Here is a 12560-nt window from a genome sequence, read left to right as displayed (position 1 = left end):
CTTTGCCTCCTACTCTTTCCTCTGTTGTTCAGCCGCCAGTGCCACTGCGGCCCTCAGGGCCAGCAGGTAGCCCATGGGGCCCAGGCCGCTGATTTGACCTGCCGCCACCGGGGCAATGACAGAATGCCTGCGGAAATCTTCCCGGGCGTGAATATTGGAAAGGTGTACTTCTATGGTAGGGATACCGATGGCAGCAACCGCGTCTCGGAGCGCATAGCTGTAATGGGTAAAGGCTCCGGGGTTAAATATTACTGCCGATTCCTTGCCCGGGGCCTGGTGCAAGCGGTCGATGAGGGCCCCCTCGTGATTCGATTGAAAAAATGCCAGTTCTACCCCCAGCTCTTCAGCAAGCTTCGATAATTTGCCATATATCTCATCCAGGGTGGCTTGACCGTATATCCCCGGTTCCCGCTTGCCCAGGAGGTTTAAATTAGGGCCGTTTAAAACCAGTATTTTCATTCCCAGCCACCGTCCTAGATTGCTGTACATATTTTACCATAATTCAGTATCCGGGCAAAGAGCCGGTTCGGTTAGGCGCTTCCGGGGAACGAATTCAATGCCCGCTAACACTCATTTTAGATATCTTTATAGTAGGGGCACCTTTGCTGCCGAAAAATTGCAAATCGTTTCCCACTTCCTCTATGTTTTTTAATAATTCCACCAGGTTTCCGGCTAGAGCCACACCCCGTACCGGCCTTGTGAACGTACCGTTTTCTACCCACAGGCCGGCGGCACCCAGGGAGAAATCGCCGGAAATGGGGTTGGCAGTATGCAGGCCCATTACTTCGGTAACGTAAAAACCATTCTTAACATCCTTTACAAGTTCTTCAGGGTTAACGTTCCCCGGTTCAATGAAAAAGTTGGTAATACCTACTTCCGGTATACTCCTATAGGAACTCCGCGTACCGTTTCCGGTGGAGGAGACACCTTCCTTGGAGGCGGTATATGTATTGTGCAAAAAGCCCTGCAGGATACCTTCCTTTACCAAAATTGTGCGGGATGTGGGATAACCTTCGTCGTCAAAGGGCGATGAAGCCAAACCGCTGGGAAGCGTACCGTCATCCACTATATTCACCTTATCTGAGGCCACTTTTTTTCCCACCTTGCCAGCTAAGAGGGAGCGTCCCTTTTGTACCGCCTCACCGGTGAGAGAGGGTCCCAGAAGTCCAAGGAACCCCGTGACTACATAAGGATCCAAAATAACAGGAACCTGCTGGGTACGTACAGGTTTTGCCCCCAGCATGCGAACAGCACGCTCCGCAGCCTTTCTGCCCACCGCCCGGGGGTTTAGTTCCCCGTAACGCAGGTTAAAATCCAGGGCAAAGCCGGTTTGGTCGTCTTCTCCTCCTTCCGCTACCAGGGATATATACACTCCGCAGTAAGTTCCCCGGTAGCTGGCGGAAATGCCCAAGCTGTTATATATGGCCACTTCAATTTCTCCATCTTGATAGGAGGAACTTTCAATTATTTTAACTTTTGGGCTATATGAGCGGGCTTCTTCTTCCATGGCTTTGGCCAGGTTTATTTTTTCCTCCACCGGGGTAGATGTTATATGAGGGTCGAAAATGTCAAGTCTTGGGTATCGGGGAAAAGGACCGGGCAGGTTACGGTTTTCATCGGGAGCTGTATTTGCTGCATTGGCCAGGGCCTGCCTGGCTGCTTGCTCAATGGATTCCGGTCCCAAATTCGAGGTAAAGGCGAACCCAACTTTACCACCTACCAGCACTCTCAGGCCAAGGCCCCGCTCCTCGGCCAATTTTAAGGTTTCTACCTTTCCCCCGCGAACGTCTATGGATAATTCCTTTTTATTACTTAAGTAAGCTTCAGCCAGGTGGGCCCCCATCTTTTTGGCCATTACTACCGCGTGTTCGGCATTATTTAGGAAATCCTGGTTCTTCAAGAAATACGCCCCTTTCAGGAAAATAATGCCGTTAGTACAGGTTTTAAAATTGTCACATTAGTATAATTCGCCCACGAAAAAAGTATTCCTTTTTGAGTCAAAACAAAATCTTCCACCGATGCAGTTTTATATGGCTCAATTGAATAATTCCCGTATTGAAGGAAAAAATAATATAGAAAAAGCAGGAACAGAATAGGTAGAGGCAAAGATTATTTAAAGAAAGGATGATTTAATATGATTAATTTTGAATTCACTAAAGTTAGCAGTGATTGGGACAGTTGGAAACAATACTTGAAGCAGGCCGTGGAATTCGCTGGGGAACTGGGAATACCCCAGGATAAAATAAGATCTCTGGCAGAACAGGCGGGAGACGTATTAGCTGAAAACGTACCCCCGGCCAATCCTGAGCAAAAGGCAGTAAAAGAACTTTGGCAGGTGGCCGACCCCGGTGAAAAAAAAGTTTTGGCAAACTTAATGACCAAACTGGTTATGAAACAATAATCCAGGAGGACGGTATTTCAGTAAAAATACCGTCCTCCTTTATATGATGGCAGTAAAAATTTTTCCTAAATATATCAAAATCAATTAAAAAAGCCCGTGCGATTGCGTGTTTTACCAAAGGCCCCAACGAAAACTGCGGGCAGGGCTTCAGCTTACTTTAAAGCCTCCTGATTTTTCTATCGCTTTTTCTATGAGCGGTTCCCCCCACGATAAGTTCCTTTATGGCCATGGTGGGCTGGGCGTCACTGACGGGAACGCCCTGGCCGTCTTTGCCGCAGGTACCGATGGTAAAACCAAGGTCCCTGCCTATCATCTCAACGTCCTTGAGCACCTCGGGACCGTTACCGGTCAAAGTGGCTCCCCGCACCATGGGGCCTATTTCCCCGTCTTTAATCAGATAACCTTCGGCAACTTCAAAAACAAAGTCCCCGGTGGTGGTATTTACCTGGCCACCTCCCATTTTTTTTACCAGAAGCCCTTCTCCCACTTCTTTAATAATCTTTTCCGGGTCGGTCTTGCCCGGGGCAATATAGGTGTTGCCCATGCGGGGGATGGGCTTTTCCTGGTAGGATTCCCTGCGCCCGTGGCCGTTGGATCTCCGGTTTTCAACGGAAGCCGTCAAACGGTCATACATATAATCGGTTAGAATACCATTTTTAATAAGGGTTACCGGCCGGGCCGGCACTCCCTCGTCATCAAAGCGGTAGGAGCCGTAACGGCCTTTAAGGGTGGCGTCGTCTACCACGGTTATCTTTTCTGATGCCACCTTATGGCCGATTTTATTGGCATACACGGAAAGCCCCTTTTGTACCAGGTCGGCTTCCAGGCCGTGCCCGCAGGCCTCGTGGACCATGGTTCCGCCGGCCTCCGCGGCCATTACCACCGGCATTTTCCCGGTGGGGGCCGGCTGAGCCTTAAGCATCTCCCTGGCCCGGTTGGCTGCACGCCTGGCTACGGTTTCCGGAGCATAATTTTTTATTAATTCAAAGCCGCTATGGCTTCCCACTATTTCCAGGCCGGTTTGCATGGTATCCCCTTCAGCTGCCACCGCTTGAACAAAAAGCCGGGTACGTATACGCTCGTCTTCTACGTATTCGCCCTCGCTGTTAGCTATGGTTACCTGCTGCACCACATCCCCGTAGCCCACCATAACCTGTTTTAACGATTCTCCCCCGGCCTCTCGCGCGGCCCTGTCGGCGGCGTTTACGGCGTTCACTTTTTCTTCTGTTTTTACCTCATCCGGCCTTTCCTTGATTTCAAAGTTAACTACCGGCCTCAATTTGGTCAGGTCTATATTCAGGTCCTTTTTGCTGCCACTGGCGGCACGGCTTACAATTTCAGCTGCTTCCATTAAACCTTTGCGGGTAAGGTCGTTGGTATAAGCGTAAGAAGTAGATTCTCCGGAAATCACTCTTATCCCGGCGCCGACGTCAATACCGGTATGTACCCGCTCAATTTTTCCCCCCTCGCAGCTTATTCCAGTAACTTTTTTATTCTCAATAAAAATATCGGCAAAATCACCGCCTTCGGAAAGGGCTGTTGCAAGAACTTCTTTAAGAATTTGTTTGTCTATCAAGGAATCTACCTCCATTTGAAAAGCTTTGCTCCAATATTTTCTGACCATTAAAAAGCTGATATTCATATTTATATCAAATTATTTTAAAATATGGTTGAAGCTGTTTGTGCGGTTATTCCCGGTGAATAAAGTTTCCGGGTAAGGGCTGGCTGCGCTTGCCTCCTCAAACCCGTTAAACCGCCCAACGGTCCAGCTGGATAATTTTTCAAATTTTATCTTTTCTTCCGGTGCTTTGTTTGCATAAATAACCAGTGTAAACTTTGCCGTTACTTCCCCGGATTCTCTTTTCTTATCTTTGCCCCCGGACCAGGGCCGGATGGTAAGCAGCTTGATTTCAGAATGGTTTATAATATCTCCGCTGTCTTCAATTTCGGCCAGGTAATTAATTACATTTTGGTACGGGCCCCGTATACCAAAAATAATTGGGAGTTCAAGGTAGTGTTCCCTTTCGGCAACCGGCTCTGGCTGGAAAAGAGTAATGGTCACTCCTTCCTCCTGTGCCTCCAGGCCCAATCGTGCAAGGGCCCCACCGTCCTGCATATTGGTTGAAAAAAATGTTTTAATGGCGTTATATTCCCTGCGGGCCTCTTCCAGCGCCTTTTTTTCCTTTTCGAAGGATCCGATAAGTTCAAGGTTGCTTTCTAGCCGGGCTTTGATAACCTTTAGCTCATTACTTGCTGCGGCATATGCCTCCAGCTGCGGGCTCAAAACGAAGCGGGTGAAGATAAATATAAAAATAACTATTCCTAATATGCCGAGCAAATATTTTTCCCTGGTGCTGAGCCTGTCCAACATTACCGGTCACTTTCCCTTATATAAGCGGTTATGCTGAAAGTTGCAGTACCCTCATTATAGTTTTCATGCATGTCATTTAGGAAAACAGCGTCAAAATAGGTGAGCCCGTTCAAATTTTTTAAAAATATACCCACCGACGGCACGCTGCGGGATTTTCCTTCAATAGTCACTGCATTGGGGACATGTGCGGCGTCTTGTGCATTCGCATCAACTTTCCCGGGTTTACCGGTTTCCTTGTTTATGGTATCCTTTTCCTCTTTACCGGATTTTTGCTTTATACCTGCCTTGGGGTCGTAGTATATATTTATACCGGTTAGCCATGTATCTACGGGCAAAATATCGTTTAAGTCTGCCAGTACATGAGACCATGTCTTATGCCCGTTAATCAAATTTTGTAAAGCCTCCACCCTGGCCTCGATTCTTTTCCTTTCTTCTATTAAAGCTCGTACTTCTTTTACCCGGGGGCGCAGCTCAGCAAGTTTTGCACCGGCGTCAGCGAGTTCATTTTCAAGAGAAAAAAATCTATACATGAACCCACAGTATATACCGGCCAGACCGGCCAAAAAGAATATAATCATCCCTTTAATCAATAACCGCCGCAGGTCTATTTCAAAGCCGGGGCGCAGCTCAGCGGGCAACAGGTTGATTTCATACATCAATCAACCACCTCCCGCAAAGCCAGTCCAATGGAAATAGTAAAAGCGGGGTCTATATACCCTTTACCGTTTTTTAAAACCCCCGGTTCAGCGGGAAGGCCCAGTTCTTCCGACAGAAAGGGCGCAAGTCCCTTTAACTTGCTGCCGCCACCGGTTATAAGCAGCTTTTTGACGGGAGATTTCCGTTCCCGGGTTTTATAAAAATCCAGGGAGCGGCGCAATTCTTTAACCAGTTCCCCAATCCCGGTGCGCATTAAATAGTCTATTTCACCTTCCATATTTAAAAGTCCCGTTTCCTCTTTTATTTTCCTTGCCGCGTCAAAATCAACGGCGAAGGCTTGCTGCAGCGATTCTGTCAAAACATCTCCGCCTACCGGCAGGGCGCGGGTATACTTATATTGGCCGCCTTTTATAAACACAATATGAGTAGTGGATGCTCCAATATCGGCCACGGCCAAAGTTCCTTCCCCGCCGGGGTTGCCTTCCGCCTTAAAAAAAGGAACCTTTACTGTGCCGCCGAAAACACGCCAGAGGGCAAAGGGCTGCAAATCTAAAACCGACAGCCTCATTCCCGCCGCTTCAAAGGCGTTATAAAAATTATAAACCAGATCGGCCGCAACTGCCGCCAGCAACAGGTGCTCTTGTTTTGTTCCTCCGGTTTCCGGCTTTTCTGCTTCGCCGAGGCGCACGAATTCAATTATCATGTCATCCACCGGAACCGGTATAAATTTTTCAGCCTCCCAGCGCACTGCCTTTTCCAGTTCCTTTGCGGGCATTGCAGGAACTTCGATATGACGGGTGATAACCTTATCGCCCCAAATGGAACTGATTATCGTTTTATTTTGCAAATGGCATTCTTCTGCTATTTGCTTTAACGCACCGGCCAGAACTTCCGGGTTGAGCCCGCCCGCGAACACGCCGGAGGGAGTGGGTAATTTGTACAAAGTGGATACGGCGGGGAAACCGGAACTTATCTCAGCTGCTTTAATTTCGCTTGTTCCCACGTCGATGGCAATGCAGCTTTTCTTTCTGTTGAGAAGCTTTTGTAAAAATTTTTTCAAGAAGTTGCCCTCCGTAATTATTAGTGATCCCGTTAATCGACAAATACGGGATACTTTTCTTTCCAGGATAAAATTTTTAATGGGCTGTCAAATTCGATAACTGCCTCCAGGGTTTGCTTCCCACGATTGTGATAACCTTCAGACAGGATGAATAGCTTTATTTTTTCAAGGTCAAGTTTTTTTTCAACTTTTACTTCCACATTGTCATCAACATAAAAATTGACTGTTGAATTTAGAGGCAGCTTATCTACCCACCCCGGATCCTGGCTTAACCTGGCCAGTACCCTCTCAATACCTGAATCGGCGTTATAATAGGCTTGCACTTTATCTCGGTGGTAATTTGAAATCATTTTCTGGTCCCCACTCAAGGACAAGACGACAATACTGGTAGTAATAACCACCACCACAACCATTACAGCCAGGATAAGTGCTTGTCCCTTTTCGCTTCCGAACCGCATTAAGTTAACACCTGCCATAAAATGAAGACTGGAAGCGCGGGGATTTATATTTAGTTAACCAGGGTTCTTATTCTTATGGAAGTGGTATAGGAAATTTCTCCGGTTCTGTTCGTTCCACCGGTTACTTTGATGGTAACCAATCCTTCCGGCCCGTACCGAAATTCCAAAGCGGTAATATAACTTGCAACCGGCTGTTTCACGCCGTTTCCCTTTTTCCGGTAGATATTCATTTCCTCAAGGAAATATTCTATAGTCTCGCTGCCGGTGGTATAAAATTTAATTTTATTATCATCGCTGTCCGGGTGAAGGGCCTTTGCCTGCCTTACTTCCCTGCCAATCCTGTCCAGGCTGATGCGCAAATTATCCAGAACTTCCATTAACTCTTCGTTTCTCTTCCAGGTAATCAGATGGAACTGGTAAATACCTAAAATGGTGACTAATACAATACTTAAAATTGAAAGGGATATTAAAGCCTCAATAAGAGTAAACCCGGACCGGTCCCGGGCAGCCACGGTCTCACCTCTTCTACCTGTTACAGGTACAAGCTTAAGGATATTTTTTATCTAGTGCCGCCGGGAAGACCCCGCCCGTGAGGGCGGGGATGAAAGGCGGCTATTCACAGACCACTATCCCCTCGTTCCGGATCACCCGCCGGCAGCAGTCCGAGTGAACGTAAGGCTTGCCCACGATCTGTTTCAACTCCGGAGAGTACAGGTACTTCTTCGACACCACCCCGGTCACTACAAACCGCTTACCCGTCGGAAGGTGAACCCAAACGTCGCCACCCACAGACGGCATGTCCCTCCTGAAGGGGTTGAGGATCTTGATCCCCGGATACACCTTGAGGTTCCTCTGCTGTTCCGGAGTGAGGGGCAGCACGTCGGCCAGAGATGGCTCCCTCTGGTCGGCCCTCTTTCGCCTGTTCCTGGCCGTGATAACCTTTCCTACCTTGTAGAGCCGATCCCTCTGGGCATGTACCCTCGCACGGCTGTGCCTCCTGAACTTGGCCAGGCAGAGGCGGCGCTCACCGGAAGTGTCAAGCACAGCACTCCCGCAGAAGACGGCGGCTGCTGCAAGGGCATCTTCTCCGTGCCCCTTCTCCAGTCCCAGCTCTCTCCTCTTGAGAACCACCTTGGGAGCCGGCACAAACTTGAGCCAGGGCACACTCCTCAGCACCCCAACAACAGCATTCACCGTACCGAGTTCACGCCACTGCCTGACGCTTTTGACCGGGATGTAGACCCTCCCTGCATGAACATCTTCGTGGCAGTTCCTGCAGAGATACACCTTGTTTTCGTTCACTTCCGTGCCGCCGTACTTCCTCTGGACAAGGTGGTGCAGATGAAGATCGTCCTCAGCCCCGCACAGGATGCACTTCCTCTCAACGGGAATACGCGGCGACACCTGGTAACCCTTTCCGGAGACCTTTCCCCAGGTCATTGCCCGCACATCGAAGATGTTGTCCTCTACGACGAACTCGACCTGGTGGGCAGGAAACGGGAAGAGTTTGAGCAGCTTCCGGAACAGGTTCAGGTGCGTCTCAACGCCGTGCCTGAGCGTGGCGCTGAGCCTGTCTTTCGATCTTACGTTTCTCGGAGCTTTGTACTTCGTTAGAACTCTGCCCTGCCTGGCAGAGAGGCGCTTCTTCTTGAGCCGGGAGAGGTATCTCCTGAAACGCCGGTGAGCTTTCCTCTCCAGCATCAGGCCTTTGATCTCCGGAATCCGGGTGGCGAGCACCCCGCGACAGTAGACGATCAGATCTCCGTCCCTCGGCTCGCAGACGGCAAAACCGATGTTCCGGTAGCCGGGGTCAAGTGCTACGACGAGCTTTCTTCCCATAGTCCGTGTGTAGTCAAACTCCCTGTCGAGAAAGACCGCAACCGGCGGCTTACCGGAAACACCACCACCAACGATCTTCACTCTCCCGCGCTTTCTCAGCTTCCGAATCATGTCAAACCTTCTCGTCGGATGGCCAGGACTGCCGTTTCTGTCAGCCGTGAATATCATGTTTTTACCTCCTCTCGTGAGGAGCCCTGTGATCCGGGCACCTAACGGTGGTGGGTCTCCCTAAGGCGTACCGCTGCACCATGCGTAAGGCCCCGGGATTGCACCGGTGTCTCTCAGAACTGGGAGTGTCGTCCTGAAACGTCAGGTCCTACAGCAGTACACCCACGTTCAACTACTTCCCGTCAGGAAGCTTGCAGACGGTGCGCCCCTGCCCGCAAGCCCCTTCCGTCAGGAAGGGGTAGTTGACCTTTTCGCCTTCACACCGGTCAACATTAATTTCCTTTCTTTCTCCATTAATTCATAATATACCGTTACAGTAATCTTTTTCAGGTAATCGCTTTCCCTTTCAATGTTTACGGTATAGAAATAATGGGGGTAATCGGAGAAAGCAGTTTTATCATTTATGTTAACCAGGTTGTCGAAGGAATAGCCCTTTAATTCTTCCATCTTAGCCTGGGCCAGATACAGGGCTATGTTCGTGCCGCGGGCTTCCATTGCTATCTTTTTGCCAGAATAAAGCATTCCCACGAGGGGAAGGATAGCTACGGACAAAATTAAAAGTATTACCATAACTTCCACTAAAGAAAAACCTTTTTTGCATTTCATAATGAATCACGGGCTATTATTTTTTAATAATATTTCGAGGATGCCGGCGGCTTATCATCCATCCGCACCCTCCCGGTTTTCGCCACAATTATATACAGCCGTTCATTAAAACTGTTTTCCAGTTGGATAGTTCCCCCGAAGCCGTAGATCGGGTTGCCGGAACAATTCAAGCGCAGGGTGTTGCTGGTAAAATTGGAATTATAAAGGTTCACTAACGGCGGTAATTTTATAATTTTTAATGTGTTCATTCCGCTCATAATATCATACTGGTCGATACGGTTGTTTCTGCCCGGATCTACGTGAAATAATATCTTATAACTGTATTTTTCACCGGTCAGTGCCAGCTGCTGTAATTTCCTTATTTCACTTACCATTTGGCGTCCTGCTGCATACAATTCATAGTGGGCCAACGATCGCCGGAAATTGGGCAGGGCCAGGGCAAGTATTGTGGTGATAATTAAGGTAACCACCATAAGTTCGAGAAAGGTAAAACCTTTTTGGTCCCTTAACGGCATGGAAGCACCTGCCTCATAACGGTTAAACCGGTTAATCTCCGGTGGAAGTTACAAATGTTTCAAAATTGGCATCCCCGTAGTTCACACCAGTGCCTTCTTCTACTGTTTGATTGGCCACGGGATTTTGGTCATTGGTTGCCACGATTTCATCACCTTCAGCACCTGACTTCCCCACGGAATAAATTACGTACCCGTTATCGTTTGCAGCATACCTGTAACTTTGTTTCCACGGGTCTTTTATTCCGCCCTCACTTCCTGTCCAGTTGATACCGTCAGCCTGGAGAACCGCGGGGATGTTTTCCTCGCCACTTTCATTGGAGGCCTTGGGATAAGTTCCGTTTTCAACGTAATACAAGTCAATAATAGTTTTCATGAACTTTAATTCGGCAATGGCCCTTCCTTTCCTGGTTTTATCGGCCTGGCCGCTGAAGTGGGGTATCACCAGCGCAGCCAGAACACTTATAATAGCTACCACTGTTAACAATTCAATGAGGGTGAATCCCTTTTGATTGTACAGTTCCCTCTTTATCATTTTCTTCCTCATCGCAGATTACTACCCTTTCCCAAGGTAACTTCTCGGGTGTTTTTTAAAATATTCCCGTTATCTCAATTACGGGCAGCAGGACGGAAGAGATAATGATACCAGCTATGCCACCCACGAAAAGAATCAATACCGGTTCAACCAATTTAACCAGTCTGGACAAGGTAGTATTTACTTCCTGCTCGTAGAATATAGCAACCTTTTCCAAAAGCTCCTCCAGCGCACCGGTATCTTCACCAATTTTAATCATTTGGGTTACCATAGGCGGGAGAACACTATCTTTTGCTAAGAGGTCCGCAATACCTGCTCCTTCCTTGATGCTGATTTCCGCCTTTTCTACCACAACAGTTATAATGCTGTTGGATATCGCTTCTTTTACAATACCCAGTGATTGAATAACGGGAATGCCGCTGTGTAAAAGAATACTAAATGTACGGGTAAAGCGCGAAATGATCGTCTTTTTTATCAGGTCGCCGAAAACAGGTATCTTTATTAATACATTATCTGCAACATGTCTTCCTCGCTCTGTCCCGATGAACCAGCCGCAGGCAGTACACAGGGCCAATGTACTGCAAATAACTCCGGGCCAGTAAGTAAAGAGAAAACCGCTTACGGCCATGACAATTCGAGTGGGTAAGGGCAGTACCACATTTTGTTGTACCAGCATGGCAATTATTGCAGGTAATACAAAAGTAAGCAGAACAAATATAACCAAAAAAGAAACTACCAAAACAAAAGCAGGATAGATCACAGCCGATTTAAGTTTCTCTTTAATCTCGTACTCCTTTTCAAAATATAGAGACAGGCGATCCAGCGAACGGTCCAAAGAACCGCTTTCTTCGCCCACTCTAATCATACTAACAAATATAGCGGGAAATATATCGGGAAACCGTTGAACGGCCTCGCTCAGGGTGCGTCCTTCCTGTAAGCATTCAGCCAAACTACCGCATATTCCGGCCAGTTTTTTGTTTTCCGTTTGATTCTCCAGAACCGTTAGGCAATTTAATATAGGAACACCGGCATTGACCATGGTGGCAAACTGCTTACAATATACCGCCAGATCTCTTGTTCCAACCTTTCTGAACAAAACCGGCTTTCGCTTATGTTGCGGTGCCCGGCGAATATCGATAATAAAATAATTCCGTTCCCGCAATTGAGCAGCTGCACCTGCTTCATCCTCTGCCTCCAAAAATCCGGTTATAAGTTTTCCCTTATTATCCCTGACGCGGTATGCGTAAGTTTTAGCCACATTTCGCCACCGCCCGCCGTTAAATAAACAATTTCAACGTTAAGGAAATAAATTCGTTAAGTGCCTCAAAATTCCTCTAAGTTGTACTAAATTTTTCTGTTTCTGGAAGCATAAAAAAACGGAAGCCATTTAAGCTTCCGCTTCCAACATATGGATGCAGCTGGGCTTAATTTTATAAACCTTTTTGATACCATGCTCTGCCATGATGGCAATATCTCAACATTACTTGATAATTATACTCTTCCCCGGCGTATACGCCGGTTATTTCGAGAATAAGGGTGCCTTCTGGATCGTCCGCAGTGCTGCAATTATCAAAATCTTTTAACTTGTCAAGGTGATATTTGTATTTTATTCTTATGTCGTCTTCACCGTAATGCTCTCGCAATGTTAATAATAATTGATTTTTAATTTGGTCGAATCTGTTATAGAACTCCTGCAGTTGTATGTAATCATCATTAAACCCTTCATCATGAAGGTCATTGATATATTGTATCCATTCACTTATTGCTAAATCGGCACCTGCCTCCGCTATTTGCATCGCTTTGATGCGATTTCCGTAATTGTCAATCATGCGGGTCTCCGAAGAAGCAATGCTGAAAATGACAAAAATTACGATAAGGGTTACGGACATAACCAACATAACTATAAGTAAAGCTAACCCGTGTTTGTCGTTAAGCGGACGTTCGAACAAAGGA

Annotated in this window: 15 protein-coding genes; 1 reads left to right on the top strand and 14 read right to left on the bottom strand. The window is 47.5% G+C overall.

Annotation, left to right across the window (positions count from 1 at the left end; genetic code table 11):
- Positions 1–9: 9 nt before the first annotated feature.
- Together aroQ and ACX4JR_RS07890 are read right to left on the bottom strand one after the other, a co-directional pair.
- On the bottom strand, positions 10–459 hold the full coding sequence (gene aroQ / locus ACX4JR_RS07895) for a type II 3-dehydroquinate dehydratase (RefSeq protein ID WP_476057541.1): 450 nt from the start codon (positions 457–459) through the stop codon (positions 10–12).
- Between the two features lie 94 nt (positions 460–553).
- Complete coding sequence (locus tag ACX4JR_RS07890) at positions 554–1855, bottom strand: TldD/PmbA family protein (protein WP_476060507.1); 1302 nt, start codon at positions 1853–1855, stop codon at positions 554–556.
- Positions 1856–2134: 279 nt separating this feature from the next.
- On the opposite strand from ACX4JR_RS07890, the gene ACX4JR_RS07885 reads away from it, so the two are divergent.
- A complete protein-coding gene (locus tag ACX4JR_RS07885; RefSeq protein ID WP_476057540.1) occupies positions 2135–2401 on the top strand; it encodes a DUF3243 family protein in 267 nt (88 codons plus the stop codon).
- Positions 2402–2558: 157 nt separating this feature from the next.
- Here the strand turns inward: ACX4JR_RS07885 and ACX4JR_RS07880 are convergent, their stop codons facing one another.
- From ACX4JR_RS07880 to ACX4JR_RS07825, 12 genes are all read right to left on the bottom strand, one after another.
- Entirely contained in the window at positions 2559–3977 is a 1419-nt protein-coding gene (locus ACX4JR_RS07880) for a TldD/PmbA family protein (protein ID WP_476057539.1), read from the bottom strand.
- Positions 3978–4055: 78 nt separating this feature from the next.
- Complete coding sequence (locus ACX4JR_RS07875; protein ID WP_476057538.1) at positions 4056–4772, bottom strand: type IV pilus inner membrane component PilO; 717 nt, start codon at positions 4770–4772, stop codon at positions 4056–4058.
- The gene (locus ACX4JR_RS07870) at positions 4772–5428 is read right to left on the bottom strand and encodes a PilN domain-containing protein (protein WP_476060506.1); all 657 of its coding nucleotides are present in this window, start codon (positions 5426–5428) and stop codon (positions 4772–4774) included. Before ACX4JR_RS07870 ends, ACX4JR_RS07875 begins: the two co-directional genes overlap by 1 nt.
- Positions 5428–6489 carry a type IV pilus assembly protein PilM gene (pilM, locus tag ACX4JR_RS07865; RefSeq protein ID WP_476057537.1) on the bottom strand — a complete coding sequence of 354 codons (1062 nt, stop codon included), beginning with the start codon at positions 6487–6489 and terminating at the stop codon, positions 5428–5430. The genes ACX4JR_RS07870 and pilM overlap by 1 nt, the downstream gene beginning before the upstream one ends.
- 32 nt (positions 6490–6521) lie before the next feature.
- The gene (locus tag ACX4JR_RS07860; RefSeq protein WP_476057536.1) at positions 6522–6947 is read right to left on the bottom strand and encodes a hypothetical protein; all 426 of its coding nucleotides are present in this window, start codon (positions 6945–6947) and stop codon (positions 6522–6524) included.
- Positions 6948–6997: 50 nt separating this feature from the next.
- Positions 6998–7459, bottom strand: a complete 462-nt coding sequence (locus ACX4JR_RS07855; RefSeq protein WP_476057535.1) for a prepilin-type N-terminal cleavage/methylation domain-containing protein — start codon at positions 7457–7459, stop codon at positions 6998–7000.
- 100 nt (positions 7460–7559) lie between these two features.
- Complete coding sequence (locus ACX4JR_RS07850) at positions 7560–8954, bottom strand: RRXRR domain-containing protein (RefSeq protein WP_476057534.1); 1395 nt, start codon at positions 8952–8954, stop codon at positions 7560–7562.
- Between the two features lie 228 nt (positions 8955–9182).
- On the bottom strand, positions 9183–9560 hold the full coding sequence (locus ACX4JR_RS07845; RefSeq protein ID WP_476057533.1) for a type IV pilus modification PilV family protein: 378 nt from the start codon (positions 9558–9560) through the stop codon (positions 9183–9185).
- Between the two features lie 23 nt (positions 9561–9583).
- Positions 9584–10075: a prepilin-type N-terminal cleavage/methylation domain-containing protein gene (locus ACX4JR_RS07840; RefSeq protein WP_476057532.1), complete on the bottom strand. Its 492-nt coding sequence runs from the start codon at positions 10073–10075 to the stop codon at positions 9584–9586.
- Positions 10076–10106: 31 nt separating this feature from the next.
- Positions 10107–10607: a type II secretion system protein GspG gene (locus tag ACX4JR_RS07835; protein WP_476057531.1), complete on the bottom strand. Its 501-nt coding sequence runs from the start codon at positions 10605–10607 to the stop codon at positions 10107–10109.
- A gap of 55 nt (positions 10608–10662) precedes the next feature.
- A complete protein-coding gene (locus tag ACX4JR_RS07830) occupies positions 10663–11865 on the bottom strand; it encodes a type II secretion system F family protein (protein ID WP_476060444.1) in 1203 nt (400 codons plus the stop codon).
- A gap of 172 nt (positions 11866–12037) precedes the next feature.
- A complete protein-coding gene (locus tag ACX4JR_RS07825; RefSeq protein ID WP_476060443.1) occupies positions 12038–12556 on the bottom strand; it encodes a pilus assembly PilX N-terminal domain-containing protein in 519 nt (172 codons plus the stop codon).
- Positions 12557–12560: the final 4 nt, after the last annotated feature.

It is taken from the genome of Desulfofundulus sp. JL263-se, assembly GCF_056316025.1.
The sequence above is the reverse complement of the archived record's forward strand: the minus strand, read 5'-3'. Positions and strand labels throughout refer to the sequence as shown.